We start from the raw sequence: 19463 nt of genomic DNA, 5'->3' as shown, positions 1-19463 counted from the left end.
TTGGATTGGGCATCACTCGGGAACGACTCATATCGACGGTATTTATAACGGTTGACGCATCTACAGCCATAAGAATTATATCTGATTGATGGGGTGAAACTACCACAAGTACCATCTGTACCGTTCCACCCAGGCGAGGGCTTGTGTGATGCAAAACCAGTCGCTATTGGCTCAGAGCGGACTCCTCTCCCAGACCAACGGGCTTTTCCGACTTGATTTAACAGCCACCCTATATGATACCAGATCAGAAGCCGTGTTTCAGCAGAGGTGTAGGAGTCATCTAGCAACTTGACTATTGGTCCTTTACGCGGGCGAGGATGTCGAAGTAACTCTGCGGGCTATCCCCAACTGACAACGACGCAAATCTCTACATGCAACACCGGGGGTAGCTACTAAATGTTTTGCCTCGTTTGCCATCCGGAGTTGATGGGCCGAGTGTGCTCGTGCGCGTCGGCCATCGCCAGGAGCTGTTCGCCGCGGGCAAGGCCTGCTCGGACTCGACCTCGGCCCGGAACCCGGACGGGGGAGGTTCCTGTTGGTAATCCCGGCTATCAGAACTTGTTGAGATGGCATCTGGCCTGACGTGCTATCAGCTGTCAGGGGGTGGCACGTCGGTGCCGGGCGGCGGCGGTGGCACTGCGGGCGGCGCGGTGCCCTGCCACCCCGGACCTGGCTGCTGTGTCAGTGGCGAGCCGTACCACGGCGGACCGTAGCCGGATGGGGGTCGGTACCCGGGCGGGGGTGGCAGCCATGCCGGTGGCGGGATGCGGCGGAGTGATCGGTAGTAGCGATGGGCTGGCGGCACCGCGAGCAACACGAGCGCCCCGACTGCGAACGCCACCGTCACCCAGGCGATGATCACCGTCAGCTGCCGGTACCAGGCGACGCCGCTGGCCATGTCGACCGCAAGCACGATCACGGTTCCGATGACGGTGAGGACGCCGGTGATCCAGGTGAGGACGCGGGCCCAGTTCTTCCCGGCGCCGTCGAGCAGCGCCAGGACGAGGTACACGCCGGCGACGAGCAGGGAACAGACCCCGAGGACGACGATGCCGATCGCCGCGACCTGACCGCGCTCGTCGTCGCCGTACTGCTGGCTGTAGAGCCAGGCGAACTCCGGGACGGCGAAGAACGCCGCTATCGCGGCCACCAGCCGCAACGCCGCGACACCGGCCAGCAGGTAACAGGCCAGGGTGACCAGGGCCGGCTGCGGGCCTCGGCGTGGCGCGGGCGCGAGGGACACCGGGGGCATGGTCACGACGCCCCGCCTATCGCCACCGCCGACCGGCGGCGGCGGCGGATGAGAATCCACGCGCCGGCCAGGAGCCAGGCCAGGACGGGCGCTCCGGCCAGGACGTAGAAAATTGTGGTGGACGTCGCCGGGATCGGTGGGCTGAAGGCCAACTCGGTGATCGGACGGTCCGCCGTCATCCCGCCCAGCCAGACGTCCTTGCCGCCGTCGCCGGACACCGCGCCGATCTGCGCGTTGGCCACGGTTTGCGGCAGTCCGGGATCCTGCCCGGCGAACGCGCCGCCGCCCAGGTGGTTCTCGTTGATGGAACTGAAGTCGACGCCACCGACGATGTAGGTCTCGGTCAGCACCGTGTTGCCCTGGGTCGTGGTGTAGGTGCGGTGGAACTCGCCTTCCTTGTAGGACTTGACGTACAGGTCGTAGGTGTCCTTCGGCGTCCAGTTCTGCTGGGTGACCCAGCGGCTGACGTCCCCCTTGTCGATCAGGTCCGAGTAGGCGGTGTGCTTAGTGCGGCTGCGGTCGCGGTACCACTGGGCGGCGACCCGGCTGAAGTACACCCGACGCAGGTCGGCGTACTCCGGCGCCTCGTTCACCTTCTTCTGGATCAGCGGCAGGATGGTGCTGCGGTAGATCTCCTGGTTGTACTCGGAGTCGGCGTTCTTGCTGCACGTTGTGTCGCCGGCGCCGGTCGAGGACAGGTAGTCGCTCTCCGTCTTGACGGTGAGCGGCGCGTCCAGGATGTACAGCTCGTTGCCGGTGTCGTGCACGGTCGCCGTGCCCGGCACGATCCACGACCGGGACGACAGGCACTTCTTCTCGCCGCCGTGCAGGCTGTCCCAATACTGGCGGCCCAGCGGAGTGTCCGGGTCGATTAGCTGGGCCGTGGTCTTCTTCATCTGCAGGTCGGCCTGGAGCAGCACGCGGCCGGCGTCGGTGCGGCCGAACTGGCTGTCGATGATCCGCTCGGGCTCGTCCGGGTTGAGGTTGACGGTGAACGCGTCGACCGGCAGCTCCAGCCAGACGAAGAACGAGTCGGAGGCCAGTTTCGCCGCCTGCTTGCCGCCGTAGGAGGGCTGGTCCTCGGGAGTGGCGTCCGCCTTGAAGGCGAACTGAGCCGCGTGTCCCTGGTAGGAGTCGGAGACGTAGCGCAGGTCGAGCGTGGAGAAGTCCACGCCGCCCAGGTCGTCGGCGGTGGCCTCGTCCGGGGAGTAGTCGTCGCCGAATTCTTCGGCGTCCTCCGCGGCGACGACTTGAGCGGTCGCGGCCAGCTGTGCGGCGTCGGCGGCTGAATCAGGAGAGCTGGCCACGGCCGAGTTCAGTCCGCCGTCGGTGCTGTGCTGCCCGGCCGCGGCGAGGGCACCCCCGGCGCCTCCGGTAGGACCGGTGACCGGGTTGCCGCCCGGCGTGCTCCCGACACCGCCACTTGGCGGCGGATTCCAGTCCGGCCGATCCGGGACGGGATTCCCCTTCTTGTCCTTGTCGTCGGGGATCGGTTCGCCGACGGCGAGCGCCGGGTAGTAGCGGGCCATGACCGCCACCCGCTTCAACGGCGCACCGGGCGCGACGCCCTTGTTCTCCGGCAGTGCCCGATTCGCCTTGTCGATCTTCTTCAGCGCTTTGTCCGACGGCGGTTTCTGTAAGAGGTATACGCCGGTCTTGCCCTTCAACTGGGCGATCTTGACATAATCGTTGAGCTGGCTGTCCGTGCCCAGATCCGCGCTGGATTTGAAGTCGTAGAAGTAGGGATCGTTCTCGTTGTACTCATCGGGCCTCGCGGTTGTTCCGGTCCCGGCAACCTGATTGTCGGACTGCCATCCGGCACCGGAGAACAGTTCTTTCTCCTGTTCGCGGACGAACGGCTCGAACGCCTTTTTGCCCCGCTCTCGTGCGTGACTTGCGCTCACGTAATCGATGCGGTAGTCCGTAAACGAGTCGGTCCCGCCGCGGGCTTGGTACACTTTCCATCGCGCATAAAAATGCGTGGCGCTACCCGGCGTGTAATTTCTCGGCGCCGCGAGGCTTCGCAGGTACTTTTGATAGATCCGCCATTCGTCGGGAGACTTGTTCGGGTCCGGCGGCTCCGGCAGGGAGAATAGACCGTCCGCGTCCTTGAACTTGAACTCCTCCGGGACGAACCCCGGCGGCGGTGGCGTCGATGGATCGAAGCCGAGCGGCGGCGGTGCCGACGGATCGAAGCCCAGCGCGTACTTCGCGGGCGGTGAGCCGGGCGGCGCCGCGATCGCGGGACCTGGTAACAGTGCCCCGATCAGCGTGACGACGAGCGCGACCACCAATGCCGGGCCGAAGTGCTTCCCTCTGATCTCCGTCATCGGCGCGATCGCCTCCCCTACGACGGGGGGACGCGCTTGCGCCCGCCCCCTCGACGGAGGCGCGGGCAATGGCCACCCCTCCACCGGACTGTGACTCAACCCACACTGATGCGCACGTAGGGTAGCGCGGTTCGGGGGGCGCTGTCGGCGGATTCGACGCGTTGGCCCGTCGACGACGCTAGCCCCGTCTTTCGCACATGGCGATGAGTGAGATGGTCCCGGAATCGGGGATTTCTTGATCATGGTGGTTTAGTCGGGTCGACGGCAAGGAGGTCGAGTAGCCGGGCCTGGACAGGGCCGGGTTGCGGGATAGTCGCGGGTTGCCCGTCGGTAGCGGGGATCAGCCGTAGCCCGGCCAGGGTCTGGAAGATGAGCATGCCGGTGGGCTTGGCCTTCTGGCCGGGATACAACCCGGCCATGGTGGTGTCCGGGGCGAGGGCTCGGCGGACGGAACGCTCGACCAGGCAAAAGATCAGCAATGCCAGGCAGATCACAGTGATCAGGGCTTCGATGCGCCGGTTGGTCTTGAGGAACATCGGCGCCACTGCCAGCGGGCCCTTGAACGCGCTGTAACGGCGTTCCACCACTTCCTGGCCCTTGTAGCGGATCAGCACTGTCGCGGCGTCGATGGTGGCGGGCAGGTTGGTGAGCAGGGCGTACCAGCCGTCGGTAGCAGCTTCCGCGTCCAGGGCGGCTTGGTCGAACCACCAGGTCAGGGTGGGTTTGCCGGTGGCAGGGTCGGTGCCGGTCTCGCTGCGCAGACAGGTTTTCACCCGGCGGTCGCGGGCGATGGCGGTGACCCGGTCGGTCACGGCCTGCTCGGTCGGGTAGTGCCGCGAGCCCAGGCCGCGAGTCAGCCGTTCCAGATCATCGCGGGCGCGGCCGAGTTTCTTGGCCCGTGCCGCGGCCGCGGCCGCGGCTCGCACGCTGGAGTGCACGAACACCCGCCGCAACCGCAGCGCGGGATCGGTCTTCTTCTTGCCGGGCACGGTCAGCGTGTCCTCAAGCACCCGCCAGACGCCAGTGCGACCGGCGGGCTTGCCCGCGTCGCGTTCCGCGGTGTAGTCCACGGCGGCGGCCGCGTCGACGTCGAGCCCGGCCAGCTCGGCGGCGCCGACGTAGAGCTTGGACGCCGGGGCGATGAACTCCACCCCGGCCGTGATCATCGCGTGCAGATTGCCGTAGGAGATGAGTGTGGAGTCGCCCACGAGCAGGAAACTCCTCGGCCCGGCAACGGCTTTCAACGCGGTCATCGCACCCACGACCTGGGCCACCTCACCGGCGTTGCCGTCGTAGGCGCGATGCCAGAGTGGGATCCCGCCGTCTCCGGTCACCGCCAGCCCGGCCTGGATCTGCTTCAGATCCGGACGGCGATCCTTCGGATGCCCGAACTTCGGGGTCGCGAACTGGTCCTCGGCCTGCTCGTAGGCGCCGAACAGCGAGACCGACGTCATGTCCCAGTGCAGCCGGGACACCTCCACCCCGAACGCGGCGATCGCTTGCGCCCCAGCCGATCCGACGATCCTGTCGAGTTCCGGCGCGATCGCGTCCAAGGCGCGGGCGATCCGGTCGTCGCCCAGCGCGGCCGGGTCGATGCCGAGCGTCTCCTGCACCGCCCAGGCCCGCGCCCAGTCCTGGACCCGGTACAACGGCGACGGCGAGGTCAACCGGTTCGCCACCAGTGCCTCGATCACCTGCCCGTGCGTCAGGATCGCCACATCCGTCCGGATCGGGCAAGCCCGGTCGACGATCCCGGCCAGGTCCAGCCGCTGGCAGAAATCGGCCACTACCGGCAACGCACCCAGCACCTTCTCCACGCTCGGCCCGCCATAGGCCATCGGCTGCCGAGCCCGTCGTTCCCGCATCCGACCACGATAAGATGATCAAGGCGAATCGCTGTTCCGGCCCCAACCAACCTCATGTGCGAAAGACGGGGCTAGCCGACTTCGGTGCCCTCGCTCGCACAGCGCTCGTACTCCTCGCGCAGCGTGCCCGCTACCCGATTTCGGACGAAGTCGCTGAGCATGACGATTGGCATCACGAACTCGTCAACCTCGCCGGCCTGTTGCACGTAGGGGTCGCCGGCATAAGCGTTCGGCGCTGCGGGGTCCTGGGTGCGGAAGCCCCACGTCCCGCCCCTGACCCGGCGGACCACCTCCCCGAAATACCAGACAGCGCCCTCGACGAAGTCGCGGTGCTCCGGGTCTCGGAGGTCACCAGTGGTCGGCGTGATGCGTGTGAGCAGGTTCTCCAGCGCATCCAACGACGAGGGCTGAAAGTCCCACGCGACGTCGGCTCCGTAGGTGCGCGCCCACTGCGAGAACGCACCCCGCCGCTCGGCGACCCACGCGGCGATATGGGCGGCGTCCGCCGGGGTCATCTCGAAGGGGTCTACGCCCGGCGTGCGCGTCTTCGTCGGCGTCCATTGGGGATTGTCGACCTGATGTCGGGTGACGGCCGCCTTCCACACCGCGTACACGTCGGCGAACTCGTGCTCGGTCTGCTCGTGGATCGCCCGCGCGATGATTTGCAGCGGGAATGCCGGCGGCAGGGCGAGCGCTTTGTCAGCGCGGATGAGCGGCTCGCCCCCGCGCCAACCCCATGCGCCTCCGGTCTGCCGGAGCAACACCTCGCCGAGGTAACCAGCCGCACCGTCGATCAGGTGCCGATGCTCTGGATCATAGGTGACGTCTGGCTCACTCACGTGCGCCAGCAGCGCCAGCTCCAGCCCCTCAAGCGACGCGCCAGTGAAGTCGGGATGAAACCCGTCCTCACCCTCGAGTTCGTCCAGTGCCAGAAGATTGAGGCCAATCCGGTGCACCCAGTCGCTAAGCCCCTGGTACGCGTCCATCACCGCTCCTCACCCCGCAGACGAGACCAGCGCAGCCATCGTGCGACTCTTTCAAGACAGGGAGGCTACGCCAGGCCCGACTGGGACGAACGGCTCACCGCCGCGCCAGCCCCCAGGCCCCGCGCCGGCCGGCCGGCGCAGCACCTCGCCGAGGGAGCCTGCCGCGCCGTCGGCGAGGTCCGCCCTTCCGCGTGGTCCGATCCGGGTTGAGCCAGTCCGGTGAAGCTGCCGGAAGTCGCCCATCGGCGTGGCCGACGCCGGTACCTTTCCCCCGTTCGCACCATCCACAAGGGTCGGTGTTACCTCGAGGGGGAACGGATGCAGGGCAGGCCACGCGCCGTCTCGACCGTCATGATCGTGCTGCTGGCGCTGGCCTGCGTCGCGGTCGGCAGCGCCGTCGCCGAGGTGCTGCGCTACCGCGATATCGCCGACACGCTCAGCGGATTCGAGCAGCAGATGAGCGAGCTGGGCTCGAAATCCGGCTTCAACGTCCAGTTCACCCAGCTCCCGTCGGTCGCCATCGGGCCCACCATCACGGTGGTGGTCGTGCTGGCGGCCATCGCGGCCGGCCTGGTCACGCTGGCTCTCACGCTCCACCGGCCGCGCCCGCGAGCGCGGGTGATCACGCTCGTGGCCGCGGGCACGCTCGCCGTGCTGGCCGTCGCCCAGGCCGGGATCGCGCTGACCACTCAGCTCGCGCTGAATCAGGTCGACGCCGAGTTCCAGAGCATGCAGCAGAGTCTGGGCGCGCAGTACCAACACGTGGGAGCCATGCCGGCGTTCGGGGACCTGCTGCCGAGTTGGCCTTACTACGTCGACTACCTGACCTCGGCCCTCGCCGTCATCGGGTGCGCCGCCGTCATCGTGCTGCTGGCCACGCCGGGTGTGCGGACCTGGTTCGGCGCCGCGAACGCCGGGTCGACCGCGCCGCCGTCGGCCGACCTGCCGGGCACCACGCCAGTGACGGCCGTGGTCGATACCCAGACGATCGTCTCGGATCCGTGGCTGCGGTCAATCGTCAGCGAGTTGATGGCTGGCCCACGAAGCCTCACCGACCTTCAGTCGGGGCCCCTGGGTACGAATCCCGAGGTGCTGAACTGGCGGCTATGGGACCTGATCAACGCCGGGGTAGTGAGCCAATCGCCCACCGGGTACGAACTGACCCCGCGCGGTGAGAACCTCCAGACACTGCTTGCCGGGGCCGACCGCGGGGATCTGGGAAGCACCCCCGGCTAGCACGGGCCCTTCGACGTGGGAGAGCGCGAACAAATATCGCGGTGTTATGCCACTTCGCCCATGATCAGGGCCGCTGACGCGGCCCGTGCCTGCGCCATCTGATGCTCGAACGGCATCGGCGCCCCGCTACTGGGGGCGGTCGTCAAGCTTCTCAAGGCGTCCGGCCTGACCTGAGGGGTTCGATAGCGCGTGCCCGCTGGGCAGTAGCCAGATGCTGCGAGCCGGAGTCGCTGGTCCGGGCGGTCGGCGTTGGCGTCGTTGGGGCTGGCCCGCGTCATACGGTCAGATGTCGGCGGTTCGCCGGGATAGTTCGGCGGCGTAGCCGGCGCGGGTGTTGCCGGCGATGTCGTTCCAGGCCGTGGCGGTCCCGATGTGCAGGTTGAGCAGGTCGGACAGCACTGTCGCGGGAAGTTGGGCGGCCAGGTCGAACAGCGCAGTGTTGCGGCTCAGCCGTGCTTGGATGCCCAACCGCTCAACCTGCGCATCAGTTGCCGGGCGCTGATCGGGTGGCCGGGTGCGCCTCCGGGCAGCAGCCAGGTCAGCTCGATCGTGCGGCCCACGACAGCGCGTCCGTGGCGACGGTCGACCAAGTCCAGCAGCAGCGCGGCCAGCGGCGGGGGCAGTGCGAGGGGTTTGCTGCCCAGGCGAAGTTGGACACGATGGTCCGTGATCCGCTGGGTGAGTTGGTCGAGGGTCAGGGTGGCGATCCGGGCCAGCGGCTGGGCATAGAGCAGCAGGAGCAAGCCGGCAACTCGGTCGACAATGTTCAGTGCGTCGTCGTGCAGTAGCCGACGAGCCAGGGTCCAGCGTTCGTCGGCCTCGATGAACTCCGAACGCAGGTTTTCCTTGACATAGATGGGAATCGTGATGTCGTTCGCGTGTCCACGCCGGACGCACCACAGCGCGAAGTTTCTGGCGCTGTAGTGGTAGCTGGTGCCTTCGGCGAGCCACCGGTCGATGTCGCCCTGCCCGCAATTGGCCAGGGACTGGCCGCGAGTGTGGAGCCAGTCCAGCAGGCGCACAGCGACACGCGCCTCGCGTTTGATCACCACGGCTTGCTCAAACGTGCTGCGCCGCTGGGGAATCCTCGGCGTAGCCGCCGCAGGTGGTGCCAAGTGACGAAGCTGCGCACGATCTTGCGCTCGGCGCAGTCGTCGATCCCGTCGAGAAACGGACCGAGCCATCGTTCGATCGCGGCAAGGTGTTCGTCGCGATCGGGCAGCACCCGGTGCGCGACCAGCGTGGCGCGCAGCCGGGTGACGGCCTGTGGGTGGTCGAGGCCATCGAGCAGTGCGTGGGTGACCTGCCCTTCCGTCGCGGTGATCGCGGTGAGCACACGGCGGGGCGGTGCCCCGCGCAACCACAGCAGCACGCTGTACGGCTCGCTCGTCGCAAGTGCGTCCACGATCGGGACGACGGCCGGGCGCAGCGCGCCGGAGCTGTCGCTGAGCAGATCACGCAGCAGCCGCAGGCACGCGCAGCGGGTGCACAACCCGTGGTGGTACAGCCGCTCAAAGGCGCCGCATTCGCTGCAGTGCCGCAGCGACACGGGATGCACCTCGAAGCACGACCGGCACAACGGGCCTTCCGGCGCGCGTCCGTGCACCGGTTTCATCTGCCCGCACAGCGCGCAGGTGTCGCTGCGCTGGCTGCAACTGCCGCACACCCCACCGCCGTCAGCGGTGCGGGTCTGCACCAGTCGCACGGCGCCGCACCGCACACAGGTCTCCGGTTCCCGCATCTGACTCGTGCACGCCCCGCAGCGCGGCGTGTCCGTGGCGGCGAGGTAACAGGGCTTGCGCCGGCCGCAGACCGGGCACGTGGCCATCGGCGGCTGGTAGCAGCGCGGGCACAGGGTCTCCTCGGAGTTGTTGACCACCGGCGTCGCCTGCCGACCGCAGCGGGTGCAGCGCTGGAAGTTGAGAGGATCCTGTCGCGTGCAGGTGTGGCAGATCGCGTCCCCGTCGCGCGAGCGGGTGGCGATCCGCTTGGTGATGCCGCACCGGCCGCACTATTCCCGCAGTGGAAGCAGTCCAGGAAGGACACTTGCCGGCACGGTTTTCCGGTGCCCGGGTGCGTTTCCGGGTCCGAGCATGCGGTCCACACCCCGTCGACGGCCTCGGTCGCCGCCGGATCGTGCCGCACGCGCAGGCTGGCGCGTCCGGTCTCGGCCAGCGCGGTTCGGTGCACCGCCAGGGCGGCCTGTTCTGCGTCCAGCACGGCCTGGCCGACGACGTCCTCGGCCCATTCCTGGGCGGTAGGGTCGCCCCGCAGGTAGCTGGCGAACAGCACGCTGATCGAGTTGGAGCGGGCCGCCGAGGGCAGGTGGCCGCCGAGCGCGCGGGTACGGCGTACCTCGACGGTGGTACGGATGCGGCCCAGTTTCACCCGCAGTGGCGTCGGCGGCGCGTCGGCCCGAATCGGGTCCGCGCGCAGGGCGTGCCCGGCAGCCCAGTCGCTGATCTGTATCCCCGTCGACAGGTTAGCGGCGAAGGGATCGCGATGCTCGGCCACGGTGGCCGCGGCCCCTGACACTCCGTTGCGCCACTCCGCCCACAGACTCGTTGCGCAGCAGAGGGCTCGCCCGCGGGCCATGAGGCGGTGCAGCAGCAGATAGAGCCCACCCGGCGTGTGCAGCTGCCGGTGCGCAGGCCCGATCTCCCACACCAGCGTGTCGGTCCAGTGCCCAGCCCCACGACGGCGTTTGACCGCCCGCAGCTCGACCGCGACGCCGTCGAGAACACGATGCTCGGCGGGCAACTCCTTGAGCGTCTCGCTGTTGCGGCCGGTCACCGCGGCCAACAGCACCAGCAGCGGCGCGAGATCCGCGCGTGTGACGAACAGCCGGCGCGCGAGTAGGGATCGCTGGTGCCACTCGTTGCCCGTGCCGGTCAGCAACCAGGGAACCACGCCGGTCCGCGCGATCTGCGCTAGTTGGGCGCCCACCACCTTGTCCTGCTCGGCCAACGCGGAGGGCTGGCAGACTGCCGAATCCCAAACCATGTCCGGATTCCGTTGCATGTTGATCAGGCCGGTCTGCGTCGAGTTGCGCACCACGGGGACCCCATTGACCTTGACCAGCAGCGCTGATCCGTCAGCTCGGAGTGCCCACCGTCGCCGGCCGCGGCGCCGCCATCCGACAGCACCTGCTGGACATGCCCGCCCCGATCGTCGCCGACGCTCTCGGCTACCATCGCATCACCACGACCCGGCTCGCCGCCCAGGCCGGCACGACCTGGAGCCGATACGCTCCCGGCGATCATGCACCGTCATCTCCGTCGTGAACTGGCGAATACACGCGACCTCACCAGTCTGCGACCCCGCTTGGTCGAAAATCCAGGAGCGTCGCCAGTTCGGCGATCGAGCGGCACCCCTGGATCATCGGCCTGTGCATACTTGGCGGGTTCCGCTCGTCCGGCTCCGGGCCGCGATATCCATTGAGCGGTGTGCCGAGGACACCGTGTTGGCGGCATTCCCAGCCGCGGGGCGTCTCGACATCGCCTTCGGCGCTGAACGGCACGGTGAACTCGTGGTCGCCCTTGCCTGGCCGGCATCCGCGGCGCCACCGGGCTACGGTGTGACGCGGTCGAGTCTGGCATCTCTTCGCTCGCGGCGGATTGGCGTGGGCGAGGTGGCAGGGCGGCGCGGACGGGGTAGCTTGCTCATGACCGGTCGAGAAGGAGACGCAGTGGTTGACAACGGGGATGAGCACGACGTTCGATCGGCGGACACCTCGTTGCAGGTGCGCCTGCAGGAGCAGGTTAGGTCGGCGGCGGCTGCCGGTGACCGACAACGGGTCATGAGCCTGCTCACGTCACTGCATCTCGAGTTTCCCGGTGTCCTGGAAGGTCTTCAGGAAGGCGTTAGGCGAAAGTCTGGTAGCTCACCGGACGCGACCAGCTCACTGGGGGACCCGCAGGGTCACGACTTGTGATCAATAGTCGCCTGAGACGCCGCGATACGGAGGATGTCGCCAGTGGTGACGACCTGTGCCCGGAGGTAACGCCTGCGGTCCATGTCAGCCTTGGTTGGCCCGACAAACAGCGATACCTGCCTCACCTCGCGCGGGACAACGAGTTCTGATGGGGCACGTCGCCCAAATCGTCCATCGCCGAACTGCGCCTGCCACCGTTGAAGTCCCCGCACGTGAGGCAACGACGTCCAGTAGGCGGCGCGGCGGACTTGCTCCCAAAGCCTGACCGGCAGGTGGCAGCCCAGGCGGCCGTTGCCATCGCCCGTGCGACCAGCGGTTACACCCCAGCGTCTGCCAGGGACACTGGCTGCTCCCTTTGGTACGGGAACGTACCTGCGATCCCATCCGTTGTCCGCCAACACTTGTGTCAGGAAGTGGCGTAGCAGCGCGTCCTTGGTCGCCAGCACCTCCCCTGATTCCCGCCTGCGTAGCCGTTCGGCCTCGATGGCTGCGCGCGCCAGGGTTCGCTCCCAGGATGAGTCAAGGCGGAGTACCTCCTCCAGTTGGGCGTTCCACCACTGGAGTTCGCGCTGTTTCTCAGCCGCCACCCTCGCGTGAAGCGCGGCATGCAGTGTGGAGTCGCAGGTTGTCGATAGCCAAGGCACATCCACGATGATCCCTCGCCGATGATGCGCCGAACGAGTGAAAACTTGCCAATTGGCTAGTTTGACCGAGAGTGACGCTGTAGACCTAGTTCACCGGTCAACGCAGGTAGAAGGCAGACGTTCAGCTACGTCGCGTAACAAGCGACGTATTGGCTACAGCCGAGGGGGTCGGCATGAAGCGCAGCATGGTCGGCATAGGCGCTCTCGTTCAGTGGCGCCGACAGGCACCTGATTGTGGATCGCCGCTCGCCCCGGATGTCCGGCAGGTGCTGGAGCCAGCGAAGCTCTGGGACCTGGTTGATCGTCACCTCCAGCCGCCTCGCGGTACAGGAGCGGCTAGCGTGGAGTGCGCCCATCTTTCCCTTGCGCTGCAGCAGCTTGAGGGCGATGGAGTCCGATGGGGTCGAGACGAGCTGGGGTACCCGGACTTGGACCGGATCTGGGCCGCACGCGACGAACTCGCCGAACTTGGCCTCGAGTTGATCGTGCACGTCGAGATCGAGCTCGACGACCGTGGCGTGGTGCTATCGGTGCACGGGGCGGGTGTCGCCGGTGCAGTGGGCAGATATGGCTGGCTTGCGCTGGCACGCAACTTGACGACGTGCACCGCGACGGTCTGGCAGGCGCTCGGCCCGCAACCTGCACGGTCTACATTTGTTCAACGAATGTGGCAGGCTATGCCGGATTTGGCGCTGTTGATGCCGATTCCGACAACCATGCCACGGCCTCGTCGCCAGATCGTCGGTCGCAGTACGCATACCTGGTGGGAGTACACGCCGGGACTGTCGTCGACGTGTGGCCGCGACCTCGGATGCACCGCTCATCGCCTCGATCCCGACCGCGCGGCGACGCAGCATTTCGGACCAAAAGGGCGGAACTAACAACCTACAGGCTCGGTCGCGTGTCTAAATCCCCTCGCTCCACGTGACCGATTCGGCTGGCCTCACCGTCAAACCCGGTGCGGTGAGGCCAGCCGGCAACCGTCTACTAATTCGAAATGAGCCTTCCCGCTCGTGCAGGTCGAGCTTACTTCGTATGCCCGAAAACACTGCTCAGTGCGAATGGAAGGATCCTGGATCTTGCGAGCAACATGCGCAGCCACTGCCATGCTTTTTTTCCGTCGGCCTAATAGGCGGACTGACTAGCGAAGCGCAGGCCCCGTCACGATGGGGTCGTCGTCCCGCCTGGCGCGGCAGCGAAACCAAACGCAGCCGCACGGGCGGCGGATAACACGCGAACTCAGGCCGTCGCGGATGGTGTGAACATTCTCCGAACCCCGTGGAGAACCGTCATCGGAACGGCCAACCACACAGACCTCGTTTCGAATACCATCGACTACGCCACCGAGCCTGACGGCAGCTACCGGAAAGAGCTGGTCGACTACTCCGACGGTAACGTCGGGGGTGGACTATCAGGACGTACGTGACCGAAGGCATCCCTGCGAATGAGTGTCCGTAGAACTCACCGAAAGGAGATCTGTACCACGGCGTCTTCCGGTCATTTCTGGCGGGACATTCATTTCGTAGTGTTCATCTCAATCGCGTAGGGAGATTTCTATATGCGAGCGCTAGTTCGCGGGATGGCTGCCGCGGCACTTGTGGTCGGACTGGTCGGCGGGCTCGCTGGTGCCGCACAGGCCCAGCAGCGGGACGGCGTGAACGCCCACACGCAGGTCATGCCACGTCATGACGGCAGGGAGATCGAGGCCGTCCAGCCCGCAACCCGCGACATGGGAACGTCGCAGACCGCCAAAGCCAAGCCTCAGGGCGTTGCGGGCGGCTGTCAACAGGAATGGTGGTTCATCGACGGTTACGGGGTGAACCTCCGTTCGACTCCGTGGGGCGAGATCAAGGCCCATGCAAACGCGGGTGACAACATTTATTTCCTCGAATACAGCGACGACGGCCAGTGGGCAATGATCAACGACTACACCGCGAATGGGTGGGGCGTGTGGATCTACACCCAATATCTCGGCCACGACGAGAACACCTGCTGGTGAGAATGGACGGATAGACCCGCCGTTTCCGTCTATGTACCAGTCGGCAGGCATGGCCGGCGTTCGAACGTCGCGCGTGAGGTGCGGGAACCGTACCAGGATGTCGCACCTCGCGCCGCGACACTCAAGGCCGGACACTTCGACAGGTTGCGACTGCCGTCATTTTCCGACTCCTTCGATGGGTGAAGTGATGCGTCCTCATCAGATCGATATGGACCCCAAACGGCGGTCGCTCGGCGATCGCATTGCCGGCGTGCTCGAGATGGTTGCACTGGGTATGACGACTGGCGTTGTTGTGGTTGCCGGTTTCGTTCCTCGAGCCGAAAGGAAGGTTCGATGAGCACCGTGCATGTATCGCTGACGGCGGGTGTCAGGGGTGACTATGACGTCCTGCCAGCTCTGAACGACTGGCTTCAAACCCATGGCGGCGAGGTCATCGACGGGCGGATCGTCACCAAGAACAGCAACGCGCACAGGCTCAAGCTGATACGCAGCACGTTTCTTCTGTCGAGTGCTGGAAAGCTGGCGGAATTGCAGGCCGGCTTCACCGAGCATGTCGGGCATCTAATCGCCGAAGGGCAGCGCGTCGATCCGGCGTTCGATGTGAGTTGGCGATTGTCGCGAGTCGGCGCACACCGCATCTTGATCATGGTGTCGAAGACGCTGTACGGGCTGTACAACGTGCTCGGCATGTACGCCGAAGGGCTGCTCGGCGACGCTCACATCGTCGGGGTGGTCAGCAACCATCGGGATGCCCACGTGCTCGACGGCCTCGGCGGCGTCCCCTTCGCATTCGTCCCCACCGACGACAAGGACGAAGCCGAGCGGCGCCTGCTGCACATGGTGATCCACCAGCGGGTCAACGTGATCGTGCTGGCCCGCTACATGCAGGTCCTCAGCCCATGGCTGTGCGCGGAGTTGGAGGCCGCCGGCGTCCTGGTGATCAACCTCCATCACGGCGACGCGATCGGCTTCCCTGGCGCGCGGCCGAGCCGGCAGGCGCTGGAGCGCGGCGCCCGCCAGATCGGCGCGACCGTGCACGTGGCGACGAAAGATCTCGACAGGGGACCGATCCTGGATCAGGGCTTCTGGCCGGTCCCGCCAGCGGCCAGCGAGCAGGACCTCACCCGGATCCAGTGGCGCGGCGGCCCTCTTCTGGCCGAGACGTTGTGGGCGTACCTGTCCGGCCGGGTCGTGGTGTGCGGCGCGTCGGCCGAGATCATCTGATGGCCGCGCATGCCCGCCTTGACGATCCGCCGTCTGGTTCGCGGCTGCGGCTGGTGGACGCAGTGAGCGGGCCCGCTACTGCACCGCATCTGCTGATCACCGTTGCGTTGTCGGTGTCGTGCTGTTTACACGGGTTTGCCGCGTCGTCGATCGCGACGGCGGTCCCCGTGATCGGGCGAGCCTTGCACGCGGGCGTCGGCGGCGGTGAAGCGCTGGTCACCGCGTTCTTCCTCGGCGCCGCCTTCGGTGTGATCGCGGCGGGCCGGATTGCCGACGTCTTCGGCGCCCGCCGGGTGCTGGTCGCGGGACTGGTGGTGGTCCTCTTGGTCACACTCGCGTCGGGGCTCGCCTCGACCTTGCCGGAGTTGGTCGCGGCCCGCCTGACGGTGGGAGTGGCTACGGCGAGTCTGTACCCGGCGGCGATCCGGATGCTGGCGCACACGAACACCCGCCGCGGGCTCGCGGTCACCATGGGTTTGCCCTCGATCGTGGCCGCGTCGGAGTTGATGTTCGGCATAGGGCCGGCCGCGGGGGGCGCGCTGGTCACGGCGTTCGGCTGGCGGGTCGCCTGCATGGTGCTCGCAATCCCAGCGGCAGCCGCAATTGTGTTGGTGTACAAGGCATTCCCAGCGGAGATCGACTGCGTCGGCGCGCCCGGCGCGGTGCGCCGGCGGGTCTGGTCGGAGGTCGACCCGGCTGGTTTGGCGTTGGCGATCGCGGTGGCGGCGACGGCTGCAGCGGTTCTGGTTGTGCCGATCCGACTGTCCTCGCCCACGATGGTGCTGCCCACTGCGCTTCTGGCGCTGATCGCCGCCTTGGTGGTGCACAGCCAGCACCGCATGAGGCCGGCGATCGATCTGACGGTGCTGAGCTCGAGGCCGATCCTGTTGGGCCTGGGTCGCACCGCGACGGTGTATGTCGCGGTGTACGCCGTGGTCTACGGCTTGCCCCTCTGGTTGGCCGACCGGGGCTGGACGGCCGAACAGTCCGGAGCGGCTCTGCTCCCGGTCGCCGCGCTGTCGGTCGGCGCGGTGGCGATGTTCCGCGGCGCGGTCCGAGACCGAGGCCCGGTTCCACCGCTGTTGGCCGGAGCAGGCTCGTTGGTCCTGGTGGGCACGGGAATGCTGGCGATGCCAACGTTTCCGGTGTCCGGCACCGCGGCCGCCGTCCTCGGCGTGCTGGCCTTGCTCGGCGTGACCTGTGGCGCGGCGAACCTCGCAACCCAGCACGGCTCGGTTGCGGCCAGCCCGCTGTCCCGTGCTGGCGGTGTCGCGAGTTGGAGCCGCCTGATCCAGTTCGTCGCCGGTCAGGGCACGACGGTCGTCGTCGTGCAGGCGCTGCCGGGAACCGACGTCGGGCTGCGCGCGCTTGCGGTCGGTGTCGTCGCGCTCGGACTGCTCCTTGCTGTGACCACAGCGATTTCCCCTACATCTCAAGGAGATCCGTCGTGAACCCCGTTGACGGCGACCAGCCCGACCACCCGGCGGGCGGCTACGTGGGCTTCGACAACGACCACGAGCCGGCGCTGGGCGAGATGGTCTCCCGCGTGGGGCCGCTGGTGCTGCGCGTGACCACACCCTTTGTCCGCGCCGCCCACCTCGCGCTTGGCGCATTCGCGTCCCTGGTGGCTGCGGCCGCGTTGGTGCCGCTGCTGCGGCACCGCCACGGCGTCACCCCAACCTTTACAGCTCGGACCACCCGGCCGGGCCTGCACGATCGATCGGACCAGCCATGACCACCATGCTCCAGCACCTCAACATCGCGGACACCACACCGATCTCCACCCCGCACGGCCAACCACTTCGCTACGTCGGCGGCGGCGCACAGGGCCACTTGTGGGCCTTGGACATGCCACCGCTGCACGTCGCGCATGTTCACTCCCACGCGGTCACCGACACCATCCTGTTCGTGCGGGCCGGCCACGGCTTGACGCTGCTGGGCGAGGAACTCGACCCGATCGTGCACCACGCCGATGACGTGCTCGTCATCCCGGCGGGCCGACTGCATGTAGGCATCAACCTCTCAGCCCGCGTCGACTTCGAGCTTCTGGAGTTCCGCACCGACGCGCCCGACGCGCTGGACGTGCACCTCGCGCACTGGGTCCAGTCCGAGATCGAGCAGCTCGCGCGCCGGGCCCAGGATGCGGTCGCGGCCGGTCAAGACCCGGTGGCCGCGATCCGACGGAACGCGGCATGAACGCGTCGGTGATCACGGTCCGGCGCTGGGCGCAGCTTCTCCTCGGCGCGGCGGCGATTGGGTGGGGTATCGCGGCGATGATCACCGCGCACGCTGGCTATTTGCCGTGGGACGTGTGGCACGTCGCCCTGACCAACTGGCTGCACGACGTCCTTGGCGCGGACGCGACCGTCGGCGGCGGGGTGATCGCCACGGCCGCCCTTGCGTTGATCGTGTCCGTCGTGCTCGGCGAGCCGGTGCGGCCCCGGACCCTGCCGGGGTTGCTGGTCGGTCTGATCGTTCCCGGTGTCTGCACCGACTTCGCTCTGACGGTGCTCCCCGCGACCGACGCGCTGGCCGGCCGCGTCGGCTACCTGCTCGGCGGGGCGGTCGTGTTCGCCGCCGGGTCCGCGGCGATGGTGGGCTGCGGGCTGGGGGCAGGACCTCGGGACCGGGTGATGCAGGCCTTGCTGCGGAGGGGTTTGTCGGTGCGCCGAGCGCGGATCGGTATGGACGTGCTGGCGCTGTTGGCGGGCATGGTGCTGGCTGGCGTGCTGGCGGCTGATCCGCTCGCCGCCCTCGAGCACCGGCAGGTCTGGGTCGGGACGGTGGTCGTGGCCGTCGCGGTCGGGCTGCTGGTCGCGTTGTTGTTGCCTCGCCTGAGCATCGACAAGGGCGACGCTGAGCGTGCCTCGGCCGGCGCCGGCCGGGTGCGGCGCCGGTCGGGCCGGCATCGAGCGCCACGACGCAGGCGCGCCGCGCGTGTCACGCGCCGGCCTGCCGCGTCCGGGCCGGACTTGATGGCCGGGGCGTTGAGCTCGGTCACTGTGCTGGCCGATGCGAACGCCGGGGCGGCGTTTCGCCGACGCTGGCGGGAAAGGAGGTCATAGCCCGCCGGACTTCTCATTAACGCCGAATCACGTCGCATAGCGATGCCGGCGGCCATGGCGAAGTCGAGAACTCCAATTGAATGGACGGGGAGGTGTGATGACCGACGGCGGTTCCCCCGGGCCTTATTGGCCTGTCGTGATCTACTGAAAACACTCACGCAGGTCGCATGTTACGTCATCTCGACGCCCACTACAGATTTGAACGACAGGAGAAGTCTGTCATGAATCGGATAGTCACAGGCGTGGCCGCGGCTGCGCTCGCGGCTGGCCTCATCGGCGTAGCCGCAGGTACGGCGCAGGCCCAGTACATGCCTCGGGCCGGTCATGCCGCCCAGGTGGTGCAGCCGGCAACGCGTGATATGGCGGTCAACCGGGATTGCAGTTCTCATCCCTACCTCGCCGCTGACGGCGTTCGAATTCGGGCGACTCCCGGAGGAACGATCCTCGCCCTGGCCTACACCAGCGACGATTATCAGCTCTTTTTCCCCGCCTATGGGAACACGTGGTACATGAGCGACATGACACGGCACGTCACCGGGTACATCGCCGCCCAGTTCGTGGACTGGTCTATCACACCCACCTGCCCGGCGTAACACGCCATTGCAATGAGCGGGTCATGCCGGCCCGTTCGCTGTTTGGTTACAGGCGTGGGGTGCGGACGTCGTACCAGGATTTCGCACCTCACGCCGAACCGTAAGGAATGCACTTGCCGGACGCCTGACGCTGCTTCGTGGTGGGCCTTGACGCCGCCGCTTTGTCGTCGCGAGTTTCGCTCGCAGAACCGGGAAGGACTGACTCGAAGATGACCGGGAATGCAAGTAACGGTGCGTGTCGGCGTCGGTGGGAGCCACGGCATGTCGGCACCGTGGTTGTGGCCGTGGTCGCGAGCCCACTCGTGGCGCGGATCTTGCCGCGCGTCGCAGTCAAC

19 protein-coding genes are annotated in these 19463 nt (G+C 67.2%); 10 read left to right on the top strand and 9 right to left on the bottom strand.

Annotated elements, in window-relative coordinates; genetic code table 11:
* Window positions 1-589: 589 nt before the first annotated feature.
* The 4 genes from KUTG_RS52025 to KUTG_RS55155 all read right to left on the bottom strand — a co-directional run bounded on the left by KUTG_RS52025 (window position 590) and on the right by KUTG_RS55155 (window position 6433).
* The gene (locus KUTG_RS52025) at window positions 590-1258 is read right to left on the bottom strand and encodes a hypothetical protein (protein ID WP_043727592.1); all 669 of its coding nucleotides are present in this window, start codon (window positions 1256-1258) and stop codon (window positions 590-592) included.
* Entirely contained in the window at window positions 1255-3582 is a 2328-nt protein-coding gene (locus tag KUTG_RS52020; RefSeq protein ID WP_043727590.1) for a hypothetical protein, read from the bottom strand. Before KUTG_RS52020 ends, KUTG_RS52025 begins: the two co-directional genes overlap by 4 nt.
* 239 nt (window positions 3583-3821) lie before the next feature.
* Complete coding sequence (locus KUTG_RS52015) at window positions 3822-5447, bottom strand: IS1634 family transposase (RefSeq protein ID WP_232241396.1); 1626 nt, start codon at window positions 5445-5447, stop codon at window positions 3822-3824.
* A 71-nt stretch (window positions 5448-5518) separates the two neighbouring features.
* Window positions 5519-6433 (bottom strand): hypothetical protein, encoded by a 915-nt coding sequence (locus tag KUTG_RS55155; RefSeq protein WP_157495449.1) that lies wholly within the window; start codon window positions 6431-6433, stop codon window positions 5519-5521.
* A gap of 318 nt (window positions 6434-6751) precedes the next feature.
* Between KUTG_RS55155 and KUTG_RS55150 the strand changes: the two genes are divergently transcribed.
* Complete coding sequence (locus KUTG_RS55150; protein ID WP_157495448.1) at window positions 6752-7669, top strand: winged helix-turn-helix transcriptional regulator; 918 nt, start codon at window positions 6752-6754, stop codon at window positions 7667-7669.
* A 282-nt stretch (window positions 7670-7951) separates the two neighbouring features.
* Here the strand turns inward: KUTG_RS55150 and KUTG_RS55145 are convergent, their stop codons facing one another.
* The 5 genes from KUTG_RS55145 to KUTG_RS66940 all read right to left on the bottom strand — a co-directional run bounded on the left by KUTG_RS55145 (window position 7952) and on the right by KUTG_RS66940 (window position 11381).
* Window positions 7952-8137, bottom strand: a complete 186-nt coding sequence (locus KUTG_RS55145; RefSeq protein WP_052396467.1) for a hypothetical protein — start codon at window positions 8135-8137, stop codon at window positions 7952-7954.
* Window positions 8116-8718 (bottom strand): hypothetical protein, encoded by a 603-nt coding sequence (locus tag KUTG_RS55140; RefSeq protein ID WP_157495447.1) that lies wholly within the window; start codon window positions 8716-8718, stop codon window positions 8116-8118. The genes KUTG_RS55145 and KUTG_RS55140 overlap by 22 nt, the downstream gene beginning before the upstream one ends.
* Window positions 8715-9218 (bottom strand): hypothetical protein, encoded by a 504-nt coding sequence (locus tag KUTG_RS62805; protein ID WP_198047679.1) that lies wholly within the window; start codon window positions 9216-9218, stop codon window positions 8715-8717. The genes KUTG_RS55140 and KUTG_RS62805 overlap by 4 nt, the downstream gene beginning before the upstream one ends.
* A 62-nt stretch (window positions 9219-9280) precedes the next feature.
* The gene (locus tag KUTG_RS62800; RefSeq protein ID WP_198047678.1) at window positions 9281-10726 is read right to left on the bottom strand and encodes a hypothetical protein; all 1446 of its coding nucleotides are present in this window, start codon (window positions 10724-10726) and stop codon (window positions 9281-9283) included.
* A 247-nt stretch (window positions 10727-10973) separates the two neighbouring features.
* Window positions 10974-11381 (bottom strand): RNA polymerase-binding protein RbpA, encoded by a 408-nt coding sequence (locus KUTG_RS66940; RefSeq protein WP_369794691.1) that lies wholly within the window; start codon window positions 11379-11381, stop codon window positions 10974-10976.
* 1294 nt (window positions 11382-12675) lie between these two features.
* On the opposite strand from KUTG_RS66940, the gene KUTG_RS60280 reads away from it, so the two are divergent.
* The 9 genes from KUTG_RS60280 (at window position 12676) to KUTG_RS51945 (ending at window position 19128) form a co-directional block, all read left to right on the top strand.
* Window positions 12676-13128, top strand: coding sequence for a hypothetical protein (locus KUTG_RS60280; protein ID WP_157495444.1), 453 nt, complete (start codon window positions 12676-12678; stop codon window positions 13126-13128).
* A gap of 677 nt (window positions 13129-13805) precedes the next feature.
* A complete protein-coding gene (locus KUTG_RS60275) occupies window positions 13806-14246 on the top strand; it encodes a hypothetical protein (protein WP_232241395.1) in 441 nt (146 codons plus the stop codon).
* Between the two features lie 175 nt (window positions 14247-14421).
* Window positions 14422-14583 carry a hypothetical protein gene (locus KUTG_RS60270; RefSeq protein ID WP_157495442.1) on the top strand — a complete coding sequence of 54 codons (162 nt, stop codon included), beginning with the start codon at window positions 14422-14424 and terminating at the stop codon, window positions 14581-14583.
* Window positions 14580-15470, top strand: a complete 891-nt coding sequence (locus KUTG_RS51970; RefSeq protein WP_052396465.1) for a formyltransferase family protein — start codon at window positions 14580-14582, stop codon at window positions 15468-15470. Before KUTG_RS60270 ends, KUTG_RS51970 begins: the two co-directional genes overlap by 4 nt.
* Window positions 15470-16921: an MFS transporter gene (locus KUTG_RS51965; RefSeq protein WP_084580868.1), complete on the top strand. Its 1452-nt coding sequence runs from the start codon at window positions 15470-15472 to the stop codon at window positions 16919-16921. The genes KUTG_RS51970 and KUTG_RS51965 overlap by 1 nt, the downstream gene beginning before the upstream one ends.
* Complete coding sequence (locus KUTG_RS51960) at window positions 16918-17205, top strand: hypothetical protein (RefSeq protein ID WP_043727581.1); 288 nt, start codon at window positions 16918-16920, stop codon at window positions 17203-17205. Before KUTG_RS51965 ends, KUTG_RS51960 begins: the two co-directional genes overlap by 4 nt.
* The gene (locus tag KUTG_RS51955) at window positions 17202-17666 is read left to right on the top strand and encodes a cupin domain-containing protein (protein ID WP_043727580.1); all 465 of its coding nucleotides are present in this window, start codon (window positions 17202-17204) and stop codon (window positions 17664-17666) included. The genes KUTG_RS51960 and KUTG_RS51955 overlap by 4 nt, the downstream gene beginning before the upstream one ends.
* Window positions 17663-18535, top strand: a complete 873-nt coding sequence (locus KUTG_RS65800) for a YczE/YyaS/YitT family protein (protein ID WP_052396464.1) — start codon at window positions 17663-17665, stop codon at window positions 18533-18535. The genes KUTG_RS51955 and KUTG_RS65800 overlap by 4 nt, the downstream gene beginning before the upstream one ends.
* A gap of 221 nt (window positions 18536-18756) precedes the next feature.
* On the top strand, window positions 18757-19128 hold the full coding sequence (locus KUTG_RS51945; RefSeq protein ID WP_198047676.1) for a hypothetical protein: 372 nt from the start codon (window positions 18757-18759) through the stop codon (window positions 19126-19128).
* Window positions 19129-19463: the final 335 nt, after the last annotated feature.

This window comes from Kutzneria sp. 744 (genome assembly GCF_000568255.1).
Lineage (GTDB): Bacteria > Actinomycetota > Actinomycetes > Mycobacteriales > Pseudonocardiaceae > Kutzneria.
Note: the sequence above shows the minus strand (reverse complement) of the source record. Positions and strands in the feature narration are given on the sequence as shown.

Coding starts and splice junctions, on each gene's coding strand:
- KUTG_RS60275 (WP_232241395.1), top strand. CDS start 13,806: ATGCGAGCGCTAGTTCGCGGGATGGCTGCCGCGGCACTTGTGGTCGGA.
- KUTG_RS51945 (WP_198047676.1), top strand. CDS start 18,757: ATGAATCGGATAGTCACAGGCGTGGCCGCGGCTGCGCTCGCGGCTGGC.
- KUTG_RS51965 (WP_084580868.1), top strand. CDS start 15,470: ATGGCCGCGCATGCCCGCCTTGACGATCCGCCGTCTGGTTCGCGGCTG.
- KUTG_RS55150 (WP_157495448.1), top strand. CDS start 6,752: ATGCAGGGCAGGCCACGCGCCGTCTCGACCGTCATGATCGTGCTGCTG.
- KUTG_RS51955 (WP_043727580.1), top strand. CDS start 17,202: ATGACCACCATGCTCCAGCACCTCAACATCGCGGACACCACACCGATC.
- KUTG_RS52020 (WP_043727590.1), bottom strand. CDS start 3,582: ATGACGGAGATCAGAGGGAAGCACTTCGGCCCGGCATTGGTGGTCGCG.
- KUTG_RS55155 (WP_157495449.1), bottom strand. CDS start 6,433: ATGGACGCGTACCAGGGGCTTAGCGACTGGGTGCACCGGATTGGCCTC.
- KUTG_RS52015 (WP_232241396.1), bottom strand. CDS start 5,447: ATGCGGGAACGACGGGCTCGGCAGCCGATGGCCTATGGCGGGCCGAGC.
- KUTG_RS51970 (WP_052396465.1), top strand. CDS start 14,580: ATGAGCACCGTGCATGTATCGCTGACGGCGGGTGTCAGGGGTGACTAT.
- KUTG_RS65800 (WP_052396464.1), top strand. CDS start 17,663: ATGAACGCGTCGGTGATCACGGTCCGGCGCTGGGCGCAGCTTCTCCTC.
- KUTG_RS60270 (WP_157495442.1), top strand. CDS start 14,422: ATGGGTGAAGTGATGCGTCCTCATCAGATCGATATGGACCCCAAACGG.